This is a genomic window from Dysgonomonas sp. Marseille-P4677 (genome assembly GCF_016652235.1).
Lineage (GTDB): Bacteria > Bacteroidota > Bacteroidia > Bacteroidales > Dysgonomonadaceae > Dysgonomonas.
The window spans coordinates 1-22,164 of the sequence record NZ_JAEPKU010000069.1; the positions used below are offsets into that span (position 1 = coordinate 1).

The window sequence follows — 22,164 nt, forward strand, 5'->3', positions numbered from 1 at the left end:
ACCTATATATCAACCTGCATTAATAAATATAGATAAACTTATAATTTATTCGTGTAGGTGATCTTCTTCTATTTCCGACTCACCCTGCACGTTATTTCGTCTTCGTCTGAAAAAAAGAAAGTCCAGGCCTTTTAACCCAAGTAAAGGTAGCAGGAAAACAGAGCAGATATAAAACAATACTCTTTTATTCCTTGCCTCAGCATCTTCCAGCTGTCCATATGACAGATTATCTAAAGGCCCCTTCAAATCCACTTCTGATGGCACCTCTATACCTGCCCATTTATTAATTACAACACCTTTTTTCAATAAAATAAGCCCCGGATTAGCACGTACAACAGTTTTGATAGCACGTTCATCCATTGTACTAAAATTGAAATTGATTACATTTTCGCGAGCCCAAGTCATAATCTCCTCAGTAGTAGAAGATGTCACTAAATAAAATTTGTAACCATTATCGCTCGCATAATTATCTATATCTTCAAAATCACTGAGATATGACATATTCATATCCTCTAAAGATGGTGAAAGCATTAGAAAGACATAATTACTATCGGATAGAATACTATCTGTAATATCATTTTGCCCAACCAATTCTGCTTTTTGCGAATCAAAAGACAAGTCTGTTATAACAAAATCCTTTATTGGTGATTTTGCTCCTTCACTAATAACTTTAGTATCCATTCTAACGAATACCCAGGTACTATCTTCCCATGGATAATTATCCTCTGTGAATTCTTTTTCTATTCCATCTTTAGCATAAACAAGCAGTGTTTGTTGTTCTCGCCCTTGTCCTTCTTCCACCCCCATAAGTTCGGGAATATTAGCTCCTATTTTATAAGGACGAAAATCGATCACCGGTTCAAACAAATAGTTACGAAAAACAAAAAGACTGATAAAGATGATTATATAAAGGAAAGCTAGCCAATAGGTTTTTCCAGTAAAAATATTACTAATACGCTCACAGTATAGAAGTGCTATAACGGAACAAACAAGAAGTACTATATTTTTATAGAATGTCTGCCAATTTGTTATAACAAGGGCATCTCCAAAGCAGCCACAGTCGTCTACAGGGTTGGCAATAGCCAAATAAAATGTAAGAACAGTCATAAATGCCATGACAGCAAGCATCAGACGGGAGTTCCATCGGCGATAAAGTCCGAACAGCATACATGCCCCCATTGCAAATTCACCTATACAGAGCAACGCTGAAATAGGAAGGGCTAGGAAAGACAAAGAAGATAAATGAAATGCTGCAAAATAATCCTCTATTTTAAAAGCAAATCCGAATGGATCAACAGCCTTTGCAAACCCTGAAAATATAAAAGTCACCCCCAGAATAATTCTGGATATCTCTACTAATATTTTTATGCAAATATCTTTTTTACTCATCCACTATTTAGGCTTCGTTATCTGGAAACTCCAGTTTGATAAGTCCGAAAAGAGAATAATTTATCATATCCATGTAGTTTGCATCAATACCTTCGGACACAATTGTTTTCCCTTTATTTTCCTCTATTTGTTTTGTACGATATATCTTTGTGAGTATAAGATCTGTATATGAACTAATCCTCATGGCCCGCCAAGCTCCATCATAATCATGATTTTTGGCATACATTAATTCTTTTGTTTCGGTCATATGCTTGTCATATAAAGCCAAAGCATCTTCCTCATTCAAATCGATAGTATCTGAAAATCCTAATTCGAGTTGTATCAATCCGATAATACCATAATTAACAATGCCAATAAATTCAGGAGTAATGCCTTCATCTATAAGACTCATCCCTTTTTCTTCGATACTTCTTATCCGCTTGGCTTTAATTAATATTTGATCTGTAACCGACTGAGGACGTAAAATACGCCATGAAGCACCGTAATCTTTTAACTTCTTTGCAAAAAGATTGCGACATATCCCTATCACGTGTTCAAATTGTTGTTTGGTATCTACCATCTTAATATCACTATTTTTCAGGTGACAAAGGTATGAAAAATTGTTTAATGTATAGGTTTGTTATTTTGTCAATTAATAATATCTAACTTTTTCAGACGATACAAGTATATGTCAGAGGCATGCAGACTATCTATTGTAAGATAACGGTCTTTAAGCGATGCTTGATAAATTCTAAAATCTGATTGAATAGCTTCCCGCTCCTGATGGACTAAAACAAACTCATCTCCAAGGGAGGATTCATCTTCAATTATATTAAAAATAAAGGGTCTAAATGTTTCTATATTATGATTTTGTATTAGAACATAATATTTACGTTCGGGAATAATAAGCTCCAATCGAGGCATTACATGATATGAGAAATCATTGACAAGAAACACTTCTGTATTTCCTACAAACCTCGCTATATTTTCATTAGCTATTTCCGTTTGGTTATAGTACTTCACACCGGAATATAGCCTAAAACCTCCATCTACGAACAACAGAAACAAAAAAAGATAGAGTAGTTTCTTATACTTGGGGAACTCATAAATCTTTGAAAACACAAAAGCCATGCTCAACACAAATAGGCCAAAAGAGCAGGTCATATAACGTGTAGCTAGAACCGGAAGATAGACTAGCGATATAAAAGCTCCTATCAGTATAGGTAAAAGAAATGCCAGAAAAGATAATATTGCAAAACGGACTACTTTGTCTTTCCATCTAAAAGAAGCTAATATTTTTAATGTCAATAATAATTGGATAGACATTAAAAAGATAAGACCTATCATCATTTGAAGTTTAGTAAAATCAGAAAAGGGGAGCCAAACTTCTTTAGGTGAGTAAAAATAATAAATGTGTAGAAACAGATCATTTATTGTCAATGGTTTTATCCAATAATCTTGCGACACATCCCTGACCTGACTAATCAATGGAAATAACCATGGGCTATAGATCGCAATAAACAAAAGACCACAAACAATCAATTTCGACCAATTCTTCTTTTGTGAAAACAAACAAATAAAGAGTATAGAATAAATTCCCAGAACACTTAAAAGTCCATAATTATGTAGATATGCAGCACAAACACTTGTAAACAGGAATAGCCCCCAATCTTTTGTACGTTCACGTTTAAAGACTTTATAGCCACACAAAGCACATGCCAATACAAAAAACATTGTCCACGAATACATCCTGATATCTGTGACCAAATATTGAGTAACAGGAAAAATTATAATAAGAATAAGAAATAATATAGCTACTCTATCGCCAAACTGTTGCCTTATTGGAAAACATCCTAATAGTAAAACAGAAAATATACCGAGTAAAGAAAAAAAACGTAGAACGGCAATACTATCTCCAAATATTCCACTAAAAGTTTTTAAGCCCCAATAATATAAAGGCGGATGAACATCGGATGCTGTTATTTTCCATATATCCGCATAAGATGCCTTTATCATAAAAACAGAATAGGCGTCATCATACGGAATACTTGTATCTTTTATATCCAGATAAGCGAATAAGCATCCGGAAAATACGAGTAAAAGAACATATATTACTCCTTTCGATATCTTCATTCTACTATTTAAGATTATTCCACTCCAAAGATTGCATTATCTCCTGAATGTCGCTCCGCAAAAAAGAGACAATCGGAGCAACCGAATCGGGACGCACCAATTCATTAAAATATAAAGATCCCCTTAAGAAGTGAGACTTACTATCTGTAACATAAAATTGTACGGGTACTGCCACCATACCTTTTATCTCGTATATAATGCCGGTTTTGTTACGAACAGAGTCGGTAAACACCGTTTGTTCTATTTCTTCGGCTTTTAAGGCGTGACTATAAGCCAATTGATAACTATCCTCCAAAGCATTCGATAGTTGGGCGGGGGTAATTGACATATATGTACAATAAACCACTGCATTATAAGACGGATAGGAAAGATTAAACCAAAACTCATTCTTCACTCCATTCTCCAGTTCCTCCAGTTTTGCATCATTCGGATAGAGAAAAGAAAAGTCAAGATACCGAAATTCCTTCATCTCTATTTTATTCCTGTCTATACGAGCATAGCCTTTCGGCTTTGGGGTATAATCATTACAGGAAAGGAACAGAAAACTAAAAAACAAAAACAAGTATTCTTTTCTCATATTATCCTATTAAACAAAAACAGATTAAAGCTAACAGTGTCCTATTTGCATTTAATCCGTTCCTTATTATTTATCAGTAACCATAAGGTTACATTTTATCTATCATCAGAATGGAAGATCGTCCTCTTCTGTCACATTGGGCGAACTATAAGATGTAGGAGCCTGATATGTATCATTACTCGGGGAAGAATATGGCATATTCTCTCCACCTTCTGCTCCATCTCTTCTACGGCTACCTAGTAATTCAATATTATCCGCATATATCTCGTTTACATAACGTTTTACACCATTTGCATCATCGTATGTCCGTGAACGAATTTTCCCTTCTACATATACCTGAGTACCTTTTCTCACAAATTGCTCTGCTACTTTTGCCAAACCCCTCCAACAAACAATATTGTGCCATTCTGTGCGGTCTGGTATCTGAGTCCCGTTAGCAGCAGTATATCCTCTTTCGGTAGTCGCCAGCGTAAAGTTAGCGACAACACTACCATTATCAAAATATTTCACATCGGGATCTTTCCCTACGTTACCGACTAAGATTACCTTATTTATTGACATAAGTATTATATATTTCGTTTATAGATAACACAAATATATGAAAAAAAACAACTCTGTATATTTTGCTCCTATTATCTTTCCATTTTTCCGACAGAAACTATTTTCTGCAAAAACAAAGAGTTAGGTATAATTATTAATTCCCCTTCTCTTGTTCTCAGATGTGTATGAAAAGTCAATACATTTTCTATGACAGCATCCAGTGGATAATCCTTATCTAGGATCTGAATTTCATCCCCTATCCGAAAAGGGGCCGTAAAGAATATAATGATTCCTGCTGTTATATTGCTAAGGATGGACCATTGAGCAAACATCGCTACTCCGATAACAGCAAATATAGAAGACAAAGCCACTAGCATATTTTGCGGCTGTACTCCCCAAATAATCGCTAATATAATCAGACAAGTGAGGTTTATCAAAATATTTATCACTTGTGTAATTTGCAATATACGAGGTTCGGTCTTTAACGTAATCACTCCATATTTTCGCACTATCTTCCTTATTATATACTTAGAGGAAGGCATTAATAAAATAATTACTGCCGAAGCAATAATATGTGGTAAATGTTCTTTTAGTAGATCAATCATATTTTCATTAATATATTACATTTCAATAAAAAAGACGCAGTCTATGGACTACGTCTTTTTTTATATAGTAAATCTAAATCTTAGTTATTTCTTGTAAATTGAATATAATAAATTGAAGAAGTAGATGTCCATGAACCTATGTATTGTATAGAAGCAGGCTTATCTCCCTCATTTTTCTGATACCTAAACCTTACCGCTACATTTGCATAGTCTTTATCACTATCATATACAGGTGTAAAATAATTTGTTCTTCGCAATTCCTCTAATACACCTACGGCTGTTAAATTTTCAGCTGATGTCGCTACAGCAGCCTCATTACGATCAATGTATGCAAAACGAACATCTATTATAATCTGGTTCTTCTCCAATTCGGTACCATCCTCTTTTTTCTGTCCTTCAGGATCAAAATAGAAGTAAGCTTTAACTTTCTCATCTTCCTTTAAGTTAACCTTATAACCAATTTCCCAATTATCACCAATTGTTGTACCTGGCGACCAAGCTCCAATTTGTAGACTAAGGGGAGTTATAGTATCATTTCTATTTGGAATATCTGAATATGGCTCAATAAAGCGTAATTCGCTGCTGGGTATGGGTTTCCCTTTATCTAACACTTCGACCGATTCAGCTTGAAAAATGCCTGTACCTGTACCTGTTGTTATCTTATATGCTATATAATAGCAATTTCCGGCTATCAAAGCATCTATATTAGAATGAGTGATATATCCGGCTGTCGTAACCGCATATTTTTTACCGTACTCGTCCTGATAAATATATGTAAACTCTCTAGTACTTGAATAAGAGCTATCTCCATCACCAAGACAGGACGACATCAAACACGCAATAGCAAACACACTGCAAAAAACTTTAAATACTGATGTTTTCATGTTTATAGTTTTATTAAAAGAAAAATATTAAAAATCGAACTTAATCCCCAGATTCAAATCGAGCTGGGTCTTCCTATCAGAGTATATAGTTCTGTATTTATTACCGGCATCGAAATAATAGGCTCCACCTATTGTTCCATAAAGATACAACTTTTTATACAAAGGATATGCAACCCCCAGAGTTGTTCTAACAGAGAACTGAGGATTATCTTGTTTCAATGTCTCTTTGATGTAATATGGTTCTGAATAGAATATATTACTAAGAGTCTTATCATGCAGCTCTGTTATAGACAAGCCCATATTACTTGTATATTTTCCATAGATATCTTTCTGAATCATTCCACCTACCGAGAAATAGAACTTGGTTTTACCTATCTCATAAAAATTATAATTCAACGATAACGGTATTCCTAAATAGCTGAACACTTGAGATTCGTCTATACTCAACGCGCTATTAGATGCTACCTTCGAAGATAAATATGTATATACCAATCCTGTTTCCAACGACAAGCGTGGCGCAACTTGTTTACTAATCGTCACTCCAAACGAAAGAGGCAATTTATGCTGCAGATCGAATTCACTATTTTCTTGGAGAAGTGCTGCATTAAACATCTCACTTCTTACTCTATGCGAGAACAACATATTTCCTCCACCTCGTTGACTTTCATCATGTGAAAGTAATCCTGCGTTAGCAGTGAGCCCTACAGAGATACCTTTTGATGACGATTTCGTGATTACTGTCTCATTTAGAACTGATGCATTAGCAAAAACCATTGGCCGGGCCTTTTGAGCTTTTTCTTTCGGCTTCGATTTTGGTTCTTCTTTAATTTCCGGCTCAGGGTCAACGATTTCCGGCTCTTCTACAATAATAGGTTCTTCTACAGGCTTAGCCTGAGCAATCAACGGTCTGAATTTTGGAGTCTCTATAATAGTGTCTACATCTAAAATACTAACTGGCGATTGAGTTTCTCTTGTCACTACTTCAGCTGGAGGCTCAGGTATAACATCCTCTCCAAAAGGCATCAACAGTATTCCTGCAATAACTGCTGCGGCAAGTCCGGCCGTAATCGCTATTGTTTTTATCAGAGAAGTTTTTCCTGTTGTAGCAGAAGACGAGGATGTTGAACTCCCTGTCTCAGCAGAAGTTGCATCCGGCGCCGGTAGTGGCTGATTAGACAAAATCTGATCTAGCGCACCCCATATAGATGCAGGTACTTCTGGCTCAAAACTTCCAAGTTTTGAGGAGAATAGATCCTTTATTTTATCTTCACCACTTGCCATTTTTACGATCTCTCTTTAATATATCGTTTTACTCTATCTTGTAACATCTGTCGGGCTCTCACATATTGAGAACGCGAAGTACCTTCACTAATACCCATCATATCGGCTATTTCTTTATGCGAATAATCCTCTATTGCATATAAGTTGAAAACTGCAGAATATCCCCGAGGTAAATCTTGGACCATCTTCAACAATTCGGTTTCTGATATCTTATACATATCACTATCCTCTGTAGAATCATCGACCATTTCAGGTAAGTTTTGAAGATCATCAGAACTCTGAATAATGTTTTTTTTCTTTCTTAAGTTTTCTAAAGCCAGGTTTATAAATATACGCTTAAGCCATCCCTCAAAAGATCCCTTCTCTTGAAAAGAGCCAATGTGAGCAAATACTTTTATGAATCCATCCTGCAACAAATCCTGTGCAGAATCCTGATCGGAACTGTAACGCAAGCAAATGCTATACATAGTACGAGCATATTTCTCGTATAGCATTTTTTGGGCTTCACGCTTTTGTTCCTTACAGCCTGCTATAATTTGCAGTTCATTCATATCGGCCAAGCTTCATATTAAAGACGTATTATTTGTAGAAATGCTGCATACGTCTTGTATTAATTCTCAATTCTTAGTGCTTTTTTATTGAAGAAAAGAGATTTGGGTTGTTTTTATATCTTAAATATACTATTCTGGTTTTTGTGTAAAAAGGACCATCTTGATACGTAGTTTATTTCCTATATCAATTACATCAACAACATTTTGCAGACTTAAGGATTTATCAGCCTGTAGAAGAACATTTACTTCTACATTTTCATTTTTTTCCTTTTCTTTAGTGATAGCAGAAATTAAGGCAGATTCTATCTCATCTTTTATAATTTCCTTATCGTTCACATAGTATCTCAGATCTTGAGTAATTATCAGATTGATATTCTTTTTTGTAACTACTTGCTCCGATGTAGCTGCATTAGGTAACAACACCCTTATAGCAGCAGGTGTTACCATAGTAGATATAATAAGAAAAAATAATAAGAGAAAAAACATTATATCATTCAGCGAAGCAGTATATACTTCTGCAGTCCTAGTTTTTCGACGTTCTATTTTCATTTTTTCTTTTTTTTATCAATATTAAGGATAGGATTAATCAAGCTGCAGACTCTCCTCTTTTATAAGTCCTTATAGCCTTTAGCACTTCATTTGACTCCTTATCTATATTTACAACAACTTTATCGATACGGCCATTTAGAATAGAATAGCCGGAATAAGCTATAATACCAACTAATAACCCAGCCCCCGAACAAATCATCTTCTGATAAAGACCTGTAGAGATTGTATCGATAGCAAGATCATTTGTTTTGGCTATATCATAAAATATTTTTATAACACCGAAGATTGTACCCAAGAACCCTAACATAGGAGCAATAGAGGATGTTACTCCTAACCAGTTCATTTGACTTTCCAATATACTTATTTGCTGACGGGCTTCAACTTCCATCGCTTCCTGAATTTCTTTATCATCTCTTTCAAATTCTTTCAATCCCGCTGCAATAACCTTAGCTGATGCATAAGGACGCTCAACACAAAACTTCAAGGCTTTGTCTACTTTTCCTTCATGTATTAGTTCAACCACCCGAGATAACCAAATAGCATCTCTCTTACCCAGTCTATTTATTACCAACCATTTATTTATAATAACATAAATAGCCAATAACGACAAAAGGAATATTGGAAGTAATATCCATCCCCCTTTTAGGATAAGGCTGAAATAACTCTCTTCGGGTACAGCCTGAATAGTTTGTGCAGTTTGGTCTGCCATTTCAACTACCGGAGTAGCAGCTTGAAGTAAAACGAATAGATTCATAGATATTTGCTATATTTTTTACGTAAAATTCGACAGAAGTCCAAAGATAAGTCTTCTGTCGAATTAATATTTACTATTTAATATTCTTTAATATATCCCAAAGCTAACTTTATTAATATATTCGAAGATGCAACTTGCCATACCAATGATAAATATACCAGCCATAGACACTATAAGAGATAGTTTCATATAGCCGTCTGTACTAATAGTTTCAATTGGAGAATTATTTTTATTTATAAACATTGCTTTCACCACTAATAAATAATAGAAAAGTGATATAACAGTATTTAACAAGGCTAAGAATACTAATAAAACATGTCCTTGTTCCATTGCAGCCATAAATACAAACAACTTACTAAAAAATCCTGCGGCAAAAGGAATACCTCCTAAGGAGAACATGGCTATCATCATAGCTAATGATAATTTTGGATTCGTACTGTATAATCCATTATAATCATCCATGTTAACTTTTCCTGTTTTATCTTCTATTGCCGAGATTACACCGAAAGCTGCCAAATTTGAGAATACATATACAAAGATATAAAACAATGTTGCAGCCATACCTGCCGATGTACCGGCAAACACACTCAACATTATATAACCGGCTTGAGATATAGAAGAGAATGCAAGAAAGCGTTTCAGGTTCTTTTGACGAAGAGCAAATAAATTACCCACAGTAATAGTGATAAGAATAATAATCCAGATCAAATCTTTCCATATTCCCGACAACGCAGGAAACACCTTATACAAGATAGTCATAAGGGCAAATACCGCCGCACCCTTCGATATTGTAGATAAATACAGAGTCACATTTGTCGGTGCACCCTGATATGTATCAGGAGCCCAAAGATGAAATGGAACAAGAGATATCTTGAAAAATAAGCCTGACATTATAAATACCATAGCCATTACAATCATAGGAGTCGAATAAATATTAGCGGCTATATCAGTATAATACAATGTACCTGACGCTCCATACAAGAACGACAATCCAAATACCATTAAAGCTGAAGAGAAGATTGCATTAAAAATATATTTTGCTCCGGCTTCGGCCGATTCATGTTTATATTTATCAAATGCTACTAAAGCCGCAATAGGCAATGAAGCTGTTTCGAGCCCAATATAGAACAATAAGAAATTACCTGCTGATATCATCAGATACATTCCCAACAAGGTGAGAAGTGTCAGCATAAAATATTCTCCGCGTTTATGTATCGAATCAGGCTTCTTCAACCAAGCATTAGCTTGTAAAACAATAAGGAATACCCCTATATTCAATATATTCTTAACTGTAAGATATGCCGGACCTGTAACATACATACCAGCAAAAGACTCTCCATTGTCTTTAAAAAAGAAACAAAGAACGGTATGTGCTAAAAACAAAGTGCAGGCTACAGGGAAATAATATTTCTTTGCGCTGTCTGAAGCAAACAAATCATAGAAAATAAGTAAGAGAAATACCACAACTAGTGATAACTCATGCTTCATCAACAAATAATTACTCAAATCCATTTTTATATCTTATAATTTCAAAGTTTACAATCTTGTTCCTGCTTATTTTATATATGCTAAGCTTGCACTTATCAAATCTGATATCCAACCGGGGAATATACCCATTCCGGCAACACAGATAATCAAACCTACAGTTGCTACTTTTTCATGCCATACTGCATCAGTCAGTTCTAAATGGTGAGGATCTTGGACCGGACCATAAAGAATTTTCCCTACGACTTTCAGTATATATACTGCAGTAGCAACAATAGAAGAAATTGCAACAATGGTAAATACCCTATGGAACATGTCGTTATGCTCAAATGCACCAACGAATATTGTCATTTCTGCAACGAAACCACTTAAATACGGAAGACCTAGTGAAGCCAAACCCGCAATAACATAGCAGACACTAAGGAATGGCATTATTTTCATCAATCCGCCTAATTCCCTTATATCACGTGTATGAGTACGTCCATATATCATACCTATCAGAGCAAAGAAAAGGGCTGTCATCAAACCATGCGATAACATTTGCATTACAGCACCTGTCATTGCAGTTTGATTCATCATAAGTATAGCAAATAACACCAATCCACAGTGACTCACCGAAGAATAGGCATTAATATATTTCAAATCTGTTTGATAAATAGCTCCAAGAGCTCCGTAGATTACACTTATACCTGTCAATATGATAAATATCCACGATAATTCATCTGCTGCCTCTGGCATCAGGCGCATAGCTATACGGAAACATCCGTATCCCCCCAACTTCATCAATACTCCGGCGTGAAGCATAGAAACTGCTGTTGGCGCAGAAGCATGACCATCAGGAGACCATGTGTGGAATGGAAATAGAGCACCTAAAACACCAAATCCAAGGAATGTCAATGGAAAAATCCAATACTGTGCAGATAGAGGTATCGCCGAGTTATGTGCAATTTCCATAATATTAAAGGTGTAATCACCCGTAGTAGATGAATTAAAATAGATTCCAAATATACCTACTAAAAGAAATGCGGACCCTCCCATCAACATTAATGTCAATTTCATCGCTGAATATTCCTTACGTCCTGTGCCCCATAATCCTATCAGCAGATACATCGGTATCAAGGCTATTTCGTAGAAGAAGAACATCGTAAACATATCCAATGAAATAAAGAATCCATATACCCCTACAGATAAGAGTGTCAGCCACATAAAGAAATCTTTAGGTAAGGGATTCATATTCCACGAAGCAAATGTCCCTGTAAATATGATAATTGAAGTAAGTAATATCATCAGTACCGAAATACCATCGACTCCAATAGCATAATGTATATTCAAAGCTTCGTACCAAACTTTATCATATGTGAATAACATTTCAGCAGCATTGCCTGCTCCACGTTCCTGATAGAACATAAATAACAAGACAAGGGCTAAAGCCACTTCTATAACTGCACCAATTACCCCCACGGTGCGCACTTGCTTAATGTTGCGGCATGGAATAAATGCTACTAACATCAGCACAGGGATCAGAACAAATAATGAAAGAATATTCATATTCTTATATTTTAACTATATCTTATTTACAAATAAAGCTGATTAGCCAACCACAAAAACCTACAAGTAAGATCAAAGCACCTAGCAAATAGGCCAATGCATATTGTTGTATGTAACCTGATTGAAAATTCTTAATCGAATTAGAAGCAGCCTGTGTTACATAAGCCAATGAATCCATAAATCCATCCACAAACTTTCTGTCGAACCTAGCAATCGGAGCCGATATACGTTTGAAAATTATACTACGAGTTACAAATAGCCACAATTCGTCCCAATAGAACTTATTTAAAGCCCATTTGTAGAATGTGCTGATGCTTTCTGCAATTCTATCAGGCAAATCATTCTTTTTATAATATAATTTAAAGCCAATACCAATACCAATTAGAGATACCACAACACTCGTAATAGCTATCTGCATATTTATATGCGCTTCGTACGGAATATGATCTGCTGTGACGAGTTTTCCGAAAGGAACAAATCCCGCAAGTACCGTAAATACAGCCAATATCATTAAAGGTATAGTCATTACAGGCCCGGCTTCATGAGGCTCGTGATGATAATGTTTATTCTCATAAAAGAATATACGCAAGAATAAACGAGTCATATAGAATGCAGTAAGACCTGCTGTGATACTCAAAATTATATATATAGCCATATTGTGCTCAAAAGCAGCTGCTAATATTTCATCTTTACTAAAAAATCCGGATAAAGGCCATATACCTGAAATCGCCAGCCATGCAAGACCAAAAGTAATTGCTGTAATTGGTAGTTTTTTTGCAAGACCACCCATATCTCCCATTTCATTACTATGCACAGCATGAATAATAGCACCTGCACATAAGAATAATAAAGCTTTAAAGAAAGCATGTGTAAACAAATGGAACATACCGGCCATATATCCCAATCCCTCATGTCCTTCAAAATGTGAAACACCTAAAGAGGTTAACATAAAAGCAATCTGCGATATAGTTGAAAATGCAAGAACACGCTTAATATCGGTCTGAGTACAAGCCACTATTGCTGCAAACAAAGCTGTAATAGTACCAACCCATGCTATAACAGTCAAGATTTCAGGAGCCCCGAAATGATATACGGGGAATAAGCGAGCAACCAAAAATACTCCGGCTACAACCATTGTTGCAGCATGAATAAGAGCCGAAGCCGGTGTTGGACCTTCCATTGCATCGGGAAGCCAAATATGAAATGGCATCATTGCAGACTTTCCTGCACCTCCCATAAAAATAAGAAGCATAGCCCATGAAAGTACTGACATACCTAAGAATGAAACTCCTGCAGTAGAAGATATGCAGATTGCAGCATTTCCTGCTGTTAATTGTGCAAAATCGAACGTACCTGTAAAATATGATAGTAATAAAATTCCTACAAGGAAGAAGAAATCCGCAAAACGCGTAACGATAAATGCTTTCTTAGCAGCTGCAACAGCTGAAGGCTTCATATAATAGAAACTAATTAATAAGAAAGAAGATACCCCTACAAGTTCCCAGAAAATATACATTTGGAAAATATTAGTAGCCACAACCAGCCCTAACATAGAAAAACTAAATAATGAAAGAAAGGCGTAGTATCGTTGAAAGCCCTTTTCGCCTTCCATATACCCTAAGCTATAGATATGTACCATTAACGACACTGTTGTTATAACAATAAGCATCATCACCGAAATCGGATCAAGATACATACCCAGATCTATATGAAGGTTTTCAGTAAATCGAAGCCATTCAAAGTTAAATACAGTAATTGCCTGATATGCTCCATCCGAACCTTTACCTACTTCAAAGAAATATTGATATCCGGTCACATAAGATAGGATGGTCATTACTGTTAGCGAAATTGTACCTAAAGTTCCGGCGAGTACCGGCTTCATATACTTTCCGCCCAATCCCAAAACCAGAAACATAATGGCGGGAAATATGAGTATCAGTATAGAATAATTAAATGCGTGTTCCATATCTTGTATCTTTTCCTTACTTAGTGTTTCATTTTAGTTATGTTTTCATCTATATATATGCTCTTCATATTACGATATATATTGATGATAATAGCAATAGCTATAGCTGTTTCAGCAGCTGCAATACCTATTGCAAAGAGGGTAAAGAAGAACCCTTCCATCTGTCCTGGATACAAATAGCGGTTAAATACCACAAAATTCAGATCGGCAGCATTAAGCATCAACTCGACGGAAATCAGAACCATCAACATATTTTTTCGTGAAAGGAAACCATATATTCCTGCAAAGAACATTATTGTGCTTACAGCAAGAAATGCCTCGATAGGCACTGGTCCTGATAGAAAACTTGTTATAAACTCACCCATAATCTATATTTATCTTTTTCTGGCAATCATTATACCACCTATAATACAAGCTAACAACAACATACTAATAGCCTCGAATGGCAACAAATATTGATATTTGTCTGTCCCCATCATAGCCATTCCCACATCCTGCATTTGCAATTCGTCTTGTGTAACATAAGTATAGAACTTATCCACATTATAGAATATGATGTGTCCGCAGATTGCTAATCCGGCAAGAGCCGAGACTGCAGCTAGAAACATTCTTCCGGGTTTCTCAAATTTGACATCTACCCCCGGTTCGTGAGTAAGCAAGATAGCAAAAATGAATAGTACCATCACACCTCCCGCATATACAGCTATTTGTACTGCCATCAGAAAGTGATAGTCCAATAACAGGTATAAACCTGCTGTACCCAAAAGGACAAATAACAGGAATGTTGCCGAGCGAATAATCTTTTGAGTAGTCACCGCCATGATAGTGGAGAATACGATGATTGTCGCTAAAATGTAAAATATAATTTGTTCTGCCATAACCGATTGACTGTCGTATAATTATTCTTTATCTTCTTTTCCTTTATCTTCGACCTTTGCTTCTGATGAAGGTATTATTTGTTCGCTTGTCCGCGCTAATGGTTTTTCTTGAGTTTCCTGTACAGGTTCAGTCTTTTCCACTTTCGGTGCTACTACAGGCTTTGGCTCTTTTTTCTTTTCACGAAGTTTCGAACCTTCATTATTCAATGTCTGAATTAATTTCTTACGTGTAAATAATGAATTTTCGAATGAATTGGAAAACTTGATAGCATCAGACGGACATGTAATTACACACAGATTGCAAAAAGTACACATTCCAAGATCATAAATATATTGATCTAGGATTTTCTTTTTCTTCCCGTCTTCCGTCTCTACGTTTTTCGCTATCACTTGGATTGTTCCATTGGGACAATTCATTTGACAAATACCACAAGCGGTACAAGCATGTTCGTTATTCTCATCATGAGGCATAACCAATTCACCGCGAAAACGTTCCGGAATAACAAGAGTTGCCCGATTTTCAGGGTATTGCTCTGTTATCTTCTTAGTCCATAATTCTCCCCATGTCACTCTCATCCCTGTAAGCAGAGACTTAATGCCACCAAATAAACCTGAAAAATATTCTGAAACTGAACTCATTGTCGTATCTTCTATAAATTAATTATTTCAGGGTCCAACCCAATAAAACCATAATTACCATCAACAATATATTAACCATATTGATCGGCAACAGATATTTCCATTCCAAATTCAATAACTGGTCGATACGCAGACGAGGAAATGTCCATCTTACCCACAAACTAAGGAATACAAGAAAACCTGCTTTACCCAAAAACCAAATAGGTGAAGGGATAAGGCACATTATTTTATTAAAGCTTTCCCATCCTTCAATTTGTATAGGCATCCAACCTCCAAGGAATACAGTCGCTGCAATACCGGCTACAATAAACATATTCAAATACTCAGCCAGATAGAAGAACCCGAACTGAAGACCTGAATATTCGGTATGATAGCCTGCTGTTAATTCCGATTCAGCTTCAGGTAAATCAAAAGGGCCACGATTAGTTTCGGCATGACCAGATATTAAATAAATGATGAATGCTATAATAGCGGGAATGTGTCCTGCAATAATATTCCACTGATGTAAATATGTCTGGCCTTGTATTATCTGAGAAAAACTCATTGTACCTGATAATACAACCATTGTCATCAAAGCAAATCCGGCAGAAAGTTCATAACTGATAAACTGAGCCCCACTTCGCATTGCACCAATCATCGAATATTTATTATTACTAGACCATCCGGCTAATAACACTCCAATAATACCCAATGATGAAACCGCAATAACGTAGAAAACACCAATATTAAAATCCACAGCATGTAATCCCTGTCCAAACGGTAAAGCTCCGAATGTCAGCATGGATGCAACAATCATAAAGAAAGGCGCCGTATAGAAAAGGAATCGGTCTGATTTATTTACATGAATTATTTCTTTAATAAGTATCTTGACCATATCGGCGACACTCTGTATAATCCCGTATTTACCAACACGATTAGGGCCCAAACGAGCCTGAAAGAATGCCGTAATCTTACGTTCTGCATAAATTAAGATCAAGGCTAAAACTGCATAAAGAGTTAACAAAGCCGCACCTATAAGCACAAACTCTATAGCCAGAGCAGCCCACGTAGGTAAGTTAGCATGCAACCACGTATCGAGCCATGTAGTTAGTTGAGAAGGCTCAAGAGAAATCTTTAACAGCATATGTTTTTATATTGTAATGTAAATAATCTCGATTAACGGTCAATATCAGGAATTACATAATCCATAGAACCTCCGATACCAATAAAGTCAGAAATTTTTTCTTCAGCACAAATTAGCGGCATCGCCGAAACGGCGGCCATAGAAGGCGAACGGAATTTCAGACGATATGGAGTTTTATCTCCACGACTTTCGATATAAATACCGAATTCACCTCGTGCAGCTTCAACCCTTTGATAGTATTCTCCTTCAGGCAACTTAATAATAGCTTTTGTTTTCGCCAAGTAATCCCCTTCAGGTATATTATCGATCAATTGTTCTATTATTTTTAGCGATTCTTCTATTTCGCCAAGACGATTTAAATATCGGTCGTAGGCATCCCCGTTATGACGAACGACTTCTGTAAATTGAACCTTATCATACAGAGCATACGGTATATGTTTACGTATGTCGCAAGAGAAGCTAGAAGCACGCCCGGCAGGCCCTGTTACAGCATAAGATATTGCATCTTCTTTCGACAATAATCCTAATCCTTTCATACGACCTACAGCAATAACGTTACCGGTAAATAGTCTATCATATTCTTTCAATGCCTTACGCATAGTTATGATAAACTCTTTTACTTCTTTCTGGAAGTCAGGATCAAGATCGAACATGACTCCACCAATAACATTATAGTTGATGATCAAACGACCACCGGTTGTTTTTTCAAATATCTTAAGGATATCTTCACGCTCACGCATTCCATAGATAAAAGCTGTGGTGGCACCTAAGTCCATACACATTGTACCCCAGGCTACAAGATGCGAATCGATACGATTCAACTCATCCATTATGGTACGGATATATTGTGCTCTCTCCGGCACTTCTATTTCTGCTGCCTTTTCTACACACATACATAATCCATGGCGATTGATGTTTGCAGAAAGGTAATCGAGACGATCTGTAAAATGAAGTATTTGCGAGTAAGTCAGCTTCTCGCTTAACTTTTCTATTCCTCGATGAATGTATCCGCTGTGTACATCTATCTTTTTAACGATCTCCCCATCCAAAGCTACACGAAAGTGCATTACTCCGTGTGTAGATGGATGTTGTGGACCTATATTAATTATATAATCGTTTTCTTCAAATATTCTAACTGTATCTTCTTTCAAATCTCCTTGCGGAGTCTCCATAATACGCGGAGCAACATCAATAATATCTTTGCTCTTTACCGTAACAGGATTTAAATCTCTGTTTCCATTATAATCTTTTCGCAACGGAAAACCAACCCAGTCGGCATTTAGGAAAAATCGACGCATATCCGGATTATTTATAAAACGGATGCCAAGCATAGCATACACTTCACGCTCGTTATAATGAGCAGTTTCCCAAATATCAGTAACTGTATATAGTAATGGATTTTCTCTATCTGTAGTTCCTGTTTTCACTGCTATTTCCTGAGACAAATCTTTTGAAGAGGAAAGCAGATAAATCACTCCTAGCTTTTCGCCCCAATCCATCCCTGTCAACATTGCCAAATAATCAAACGGCATTTCGTCATAATAACGAAGCGCTTTTGCCAAATGACGCAACTTGTCGGGTTCTACAATCACCGTCAACGGAGTTTTATCTTCAAAAACCGCTTCAGGAACAGCATCTAGTATTACCTTCTTGATATTTTCCATCGATTATTCTTCGAAATTAGCAGAACCTCGGGAAGACAACGCAAATCCCGACATTATTATCTGATTTATTTTTTTACTTTAAACATGAATCTTTCCACCTTTATTTTACGTTGCAATTGCATCAACCCGTAAAACAAAGCTTCTGGACGAGGAGGACAACCAGGCACATATACATCAACAGGTATTATCTCATCTATACCTTGTACTACGTGATAAGAGTCGACAAAAGGGCCTCCTGATATAGCACAGCTACCCATTGCCACTACATATTTTGGCTCAGCCATCTGATCGTATACTCTCTTCAACAACGGAGCCATTTTATGAACTATCGTTCCGGCAACAACCATCGTATCTGCTTGGCGAGGACTATTACGTGTAACCTCCATACCAAAACGAGCCAAATCGTAACGAGAAGCTGCAGATGCCATAAACTCAATACCACAACAACTTGTAGCAAAAGCCAAAGGCCAAACAGAATTTGAACGCCCCCAATTAATAAGATCGTCAAGTTTCCCCACAACAACGGGAACGCCGCCTTCGTTAAGCTCCTTTACATAATCTTCAAGGTATTCGTTATCCTTAAACTCTTCATTAGGAATACCTTTTATATATATCTTTTTTACTTCCATTGTAATGCTCCTTTCCGCCAAGCGTAAGCCAAGCCTAAGCCTAAAATTAAAACAAAAAACAAAATACTATATAGCCCCGGCAGTCCCAAATTACGCACGACCGTAGCCCAAGGGAATAAAAATATAGCTTCAACATCGAACATCAAATACAAAATTGCGTACAGATAGTAACCAACTTTGAATTGCATCCACGATGTACCATGAGTGGGCACACCACATTCGTATGGCTCTCCTTTTTGAGCATTAAATGATTTAGGGGATAATAATAAGGCCATGCCAAGACCGGCACAAACCAAAATGATTCCTGTTAAGAATACTACTAAGAAAAGAGCGGAAGTACCCATATTTTCATATTATAATTAGACCTTTTCTATCAATTGTCAATTGTTTCTGATAGCATTCAAGCAATTTGCTAAAACCACACATCACAAGCCCATTTCCAAGCTTTTAAACAATCGGCGCAAAATTACATTTTTATTTCTTAAACACAAAAAAATATCTCTCAAATTATTCAAATTTGATAACTTCAGTTTACAAAAAAGCCACCTTATGCTTTCTCTTTAACTATATATATAGGACGTTTTTTTGTTTCCAGATATGTTTTAGACAAATATTGCCCCAAAATACCGAGACAAAACAGCTGTATTCCTCCTATAAAGAAGATAATACATAGTGTGGACGGGTACCCCTGAACATCATCTCCAAACACAAGAGTTTTAAATATAATGACACATATCATCACAAAAGCTATCAAACAGAATAAGATTCCAAACAATGAAGCAATCAACAAAGGACGAGTAGAAAATGCAATAATCCCTTCCAAGGAATACAAGAAAAGTCCCACAAAGGACCATTTTGTCTGACCGGCAACTCGCTCCACATTCTCGAAGGAAATCCATTTTGTATTAAACCCAACCCAACCGAAAATACCTTTCGAGAAACGGTTGTATTCACTCATATCCAATATAGCATCAACCATCTGACGGGTCATAAGGCGAAAATCGCGAGCGCCGTCAATAACCTCTGTATCTGATATTTTATTTATAAGTTTATAGAACTGCTTTGCAAAAAAAGAGCGAATTATAGGCTCTCCTTTACGATCGACACGACGTGTAGCTACACAATCGTAATCTTCCGTTTTCAAAGTTTCATACATACCCTTCACCAAAGATGGCGGATCTTGAAGGTCGGCATCAAGCAAAGAGACATAGTCTCCTGTAGCAGCTTTTAGCCCGGCATAAATCCCGGCCTCCTTTCCAAAATTACGAGAAAAGGACACATAATGAACCCGATCATCCACTGCCTTCAGCTGCTTTACCAATTCAAGAGTCTTATCCTTAGAACCATCATTTATAAAAATAAATTCAAATTCCTGTTCGGGCATATCCTCCGTAAGCTTAATAATTTCTTTATATAAGAAGGGGAGAGCTTGTTCTTCATTATAGCAAGGTACAATCAATGATATTTTATCCATGTTTCGAAAGTCTTTTATGTGTGGCACAAAGTTATAGTCTTTTACGGCTTCTGCAAACACCTGAATAAATATTTATCACAACTGTTCTAAATATTTATGAACAAGTCTGGACACAGGATATTGTTCTACATCCTCTAGCCTAACCTTCACAAAATCATCTTCCAAAGAAGCCAACTCTTCGTGCATCTCTACCTGATAAAACACTGCATATATTACTTGATGAGAAAGAACATGTTTCATCTGCATTACAAATCTTATATATACGTTCTTATCTCCAAACAATCCTTTAACCCCACCATCACTATGCAATTCATCCATCGTCAAAGCTGTATCAGTTTCCACTAAGGGCAACTCATAAAGATTTTGCCAAATATCTTTTCCCGTACGTTTATGCAAAAAAGCATATCTACCATAGCGTATATCAAAATAATTAAAATAACGATTTCTCGTCTTTTGCTTCCCAGATTTTACCGGGTATAAACCCACTTTATCCTGAGCATAAGCAAGACACATAGAAGCTGCAGGGCAAACATCACAATTAGGAGAAACCGGTACACACTGCAATGCTCCAAATTCCATTACAGCTTGATTATGTAACCCGGGGTCAGATTCATTCAACAGATTCTGTGCCAACTCAGCAAATAGCCTTTTCCCTTTAGTAGTGTCAATAGCCTCATCCACTGCAAAAATACGAGACAATACACGATATACATTTCCATCGACTACTGCATAAGGTTTATTATATGCAAACGAAACAATAGCAGCGGCCGTATACTCTCCCACCCCCTTTAACTTTAGAACATCCTTATAGTCGACAGGGAAGCGCCCATCGAAATCACTCGCTATGGACTTTGCGGCGGCGTGCAAATTTCTGGCCCGACTATAGTACCCCAACCCCTGCCAAAGCTTGAGTACATCACTTTCATCGGCCGTAGCGAGCAAGTCCACTGTCGGGTATTTATTTACAAACCGGTTAAAGTAATCATACCCCTGATCAACACGAGTCTGTTGCAATATAATTTCTGATATCCATATTATATAAGGATCTGTAGTATCCCGCCATGGCAAATCCCGTTTATTTTCGTTATACCACCTTATTAATACAGAGCTTAATCTCAAATCTCTTTCTTCACTCATTTACAACAAATTATTAAATACACCAGAAACCTCAATTATAGGAACGTTAATTTCTCGATCTTTTAGAAAAAATGAGAATTATTTGTTTCAAAGGTAAATAAAAAGCTATATATTTGCAGTCCAAAAAATTAATTGTTCCGAATTTAAAAAAATAAGAAAAATGACAAAAGCTGACATCGTAAACGAAATTGCGAAAAATACAGGAATAGACAAAGCTACTGTATTAAAAACAGTTGAATCATTCATGGATGTAGTTAAAGACTCTCTAAGCAAGAATGAAAATGTATATCTAAGAGGTTTCGGTAGTTTTATCGTGAAAACAAGAGCTCAAAAAACCGCTCGTAATATTTCTAAAAACACGACTATCATTATCCCAGCC

General features: G+C 36.4%; 24 protein-coding genes. 1 reads left to right on the forward strand and 23 read right to left on the reverse strand.

What is annotated here, in order from left to right; translation table 11 throughout:
- Window positions 1-45 precede the first annotated feature (45 nt).
- The 23 genes from JGH11_RS12255 to mutY form a co-directional block, all read right to left on the reverse strand.
- Window positions 46-1,389 (reverse strand): BT_3928 family protein, encoded by a 1,344-nt coding sequence (locus tag JGH11_RS12255; RefSeq protein ID WP_201112147.1) that lies wholly within the window; start codon window positions 1,387-1,389, stop codon window positions 46-48.
- A 7-nt stretch (window positions 1,390-1,396) separates the two neighbouring features.
- On the reverse strand, window positions 1,397-1,948 hold the full coding sequence (locus JGH11_RS12260; protein WP_201112149.1) for a DUF1599 domain-containing protein: 552 nt from the start codon (window positions 1,946-1,948) through the stop codon (window positions 1,397-1,399).
- Between the two features lie 68 nt (window positions 1,949-2,016).
- Window positions 2,017-3,501, reverse strand: a complete 1,485-nt coding sequence (locus tag JGH11_RS12265) for a glycosyltransferase family 39 protein (protein ID WP_201112151.1) — start codon at window positions 3,499-3,501, stop codon at window positions 2,017-2,019.
- A 4-nt stretch (window positions 3,502-3,505) separates the two neighbouring features.
- The gene (locus tag JGH11_RS12270) at window positions 3,506-4,078 is read right to left on the reverse strand and encodes a hypothetical protein (protein WP_201112153.1); all 573 of its coding nucleotides are present in this window, start codon (window positions 4,076-4,078) and stop codon (window positions 3,506-3,508) included.
- 105 nt (window positions 4,079-4,183) lie between these two features.
- Window positions 4,184-4,639 (reverse strand): single-stranded DNA-binding protein, encoded by a 456-nt coding sequence (locus JGH11_RS12275; protein WP_201112155.1) that lies wholly within the window; start codon window positions 4,637-4,639, stop codon window positions 4,184-4,186.
- Window positions 4,640-4,710: 71 nt separating this feature from the next.
- Complete coding sequence (locus tag JGH11_RS12280; RefSeq protein ID WP_201112157.1) at window positions 4,711-5,223, reverse strand: mechanosensitive ion channel domain-containing protein; 513 nt, start codon at window positions 5,221-5,223, stop codon at window positions 4,711-4,713.
- An 80-nt stretch (window positions 5,224-5,303) separates the two neighbouring features.
- The gene (locus tag JGH11_RS12285; protein ID WP_201112159.1) at window positions 5,304-6,107 is read right to left on the reverse strand and encodes a hypothetical protein; all 804 of its coding nucleotides are present in this window, start codon (window positions 6,105-6,107) and stop codon (window positions 5,304-5,306) included.
- A gap of 27 nt (window positions 6,108-6,134) precedes the next feature.
- Window positions 6,135-7,388, reverse strand: a complete 1,254-nt coding sequence (locus JGH11_RS12290; RefSeq protein WP_201112161.1) for a hypothetical protein — start codon at window positions 7,386-7,388, stop codon at window positions 6,135-6,137.
- Window positions 7,389-7,390: 2 nt separating this feature from the next.
- On the reverse strand, window positions 7,391-7,939 hold the full coding sequence (locus tag JGH11_RS12295; RefSeq protein WP_201112163.1) for an RNA polymerase sigma factor: 549 nt from the start codon (window positions 7,937-7,939) through the stop codon (window positions 7,391-7,393).
- Window positions 7,940-8,068: 129 nt separating this feature from the next.
- Window positions 8,069-8,488 (reverse strand): biopolymer transporter ExbD, encoded by a 420-nt coding sequence (locus JGH11_RS12300; RefSeq protein ID WP_201112165.1) that lies wholly within the window; start codon window positions 8,486-8,488, stop codon window positions 8,069-8,071.
- A 37-nt stretch (window positions 8,489-8,525) separates the two neighbouring features.
- Window positions 8,526-9,242 carry a MotA/TolQ/ExbB proton channel family protein gene (locus tag JGH11_RS12305; protein ID WP_201112167.1) on the reverse strand — a complete coding sequence of 239 codons (717 nt, stop codon included), beginning with the start codon at window positions 9,240-9,242 and terminating at the stop codon, window positions 8,526-8,528.
- A gap of 87 nt (window positions 9,243-9,329) precedes the next feature.
- Complete coding sequence (locus JGH11_RS12310; RefSeq protein ID WP_201112169.1) at window positions 9,330-10,754, reverse strand: NADH-quinone oxidoreductase subunit N; 1,425 nt, start codon at window positions 10,752-10,754, stop codon at window positions 9,330-9,332.
- Window positions 10,755-10,796: 42 nt separating this feature from the next.
- Window positions 10,797-12,275 carry a NuoM family protein gene (locus tag JGH11_RS12315; protein ID WP_201112171.1) on the reverse strand — a complete coding sequence of 493 codons (1,479 nt, stop codon included), beginning with the start codon at window positions 12,273-12,275 and terminating at the stop codon, window positions 10,797-10,799.
- Window positions 12,276-12,297: 22 nt separating this feature from the next.
- The gene (nuoL, locus tag JGH11_RS12320) at window positions 12,298-14,241 is read right to left on the reverse strand and encodes an NADH-quinone oxidoreductase subunit L (RefSeq protein WP_201112172.1); all 1,944 of its coding nucleotides are present in this window, start codon (window positions 14,239-14,241) and stop codon (window positions 12,298-12,300) included.
- Window positions 14,242-14,261: 20 nt separating this feature from the next.
- Window positions 14,262-14,606, reverse strand: coding sequence for an NADH-quinone oxidoreductase subunit NuoK (nuoK, locus tag JGH11_RS12325; protein WP_201112174.1), 345 nt, complete (start codon window positions 14,604-14,606; stop codon window positions 14,262-14,264).
- Window positions 14,607-14,615: 9 nt separating this feature from the next.
- Window positions 14,616-15,119, reverse strand: a complete 504-nt coding sequence (locus JGH11_RS12330; protein ID WP_201112176.1) for an NADH-quinone oxidoreductase subunit J — start codon at window positions 15,117-15,119, stop codon at window positions 14,616-14,618.
- A gap of 21 nt (window positions 15,120-15,140) precedes the next feature.
- Entirely contained in the window at window positions 15,141-15,758 is a 618-nt protein-coding gene (locus JGH11_RS12335; protein WP_201112179.1) for a 4Fe-4S binding protein, read from the reverse strand.
- Window positions 15,759-15,780: 22 nt separating this feature from the next.
- On the reverse strand, window positions 15,781-16,881 hold the full coding sequence (gene nuoH / locus JGH11_RS12340) for an NADH-quinone oxidoreductase subunit NuoH (protein ID WP_201112181.1): 1,101 nt from the start codon (window positions 16,879-16,881) through the stop codon (window positions 15,781-15,783).
- Window positions 16,882-16,913: 32 nt separating this feature from the next.
- Window positions 16,914-18,545, reverse strand: a complete 1,632-nt coding sequence (locus tag JGH11_RS12345; RefSeq protein ID WP_201112183.1) for an NADH-quinone oxidoreductase subunit D — start codon at window positions 18,543-18,545, stop codon at window positions 16,914-16,916.
- A 65-nt stretch (window positions 18,546-18,610) separates the two neighbouring features.
- Window positions 18,611-19,174 carry an NADH-quinone oxidoreductase subunit B gene (locus JGH11_RS12350; protein WP_201112184.1) on the reverse strand — a complete coding sequence of 188 codons (564 nt, stop codon included), beginning with the start codon at window positions 19,172-19,174 and terminating at the stop codon, window positions 18,611-18,613.
- Window positions 19,165-19,518: an NADH-quinone oxidoreductase subunit A gene (locus JGH11_RS12355; RefSeq protein ID WP_201112186.1), complete on the reverse strand. Its 354-nt coding sequence runs from the start codon at window positions 19,516-19,518 to the stop codon at window positions 19,165-19,167. Before JGH11_RS12355 ends, JGH11_RS12350 begins: the two co-directional genes overlap by 10 nt.
- A gap of 203 nt (window positions 19,519-19,721) precedes the next feature.
- Window positions 19,722-20,648 carry a glycosyltransferase family 2 protein gene (locus tag JGH11_RS12360; protein WP_201112188.1) on the reverse strand — a complete coding sequence of 309 codons (927 nt, stop codon included), beginning with the start codon at window positions 20,646-20,648 and terminating at the stop codon, window positions 19,722-19,724.
- 75 nt (window positions 20,649-20,723) lie between these two features.
- A complete protein-coding gene (gene mutY, locus JGH11_RS12365; protein ID WP_201112190.1) occupies window positions 20,724-21,785 on the reverse strand; it encodes an A/G-specific adenine glycosylase in 1,062 nt (353 codons plus the stop codon).
- 160 nt (window positions 21,786-21,945) lie between these two features.
- Between mutY and JGH11_RS12370 the strand changes: the two genes are divergently transcribed.
- Window positions 21,946-22,164: HU family DNA-binding protein (locus JGH11_RS12370; RefSeq protein ID WP_201112192.1), on the forward strand; the 219-nt coding region annotated here is incomplete at its 3' end.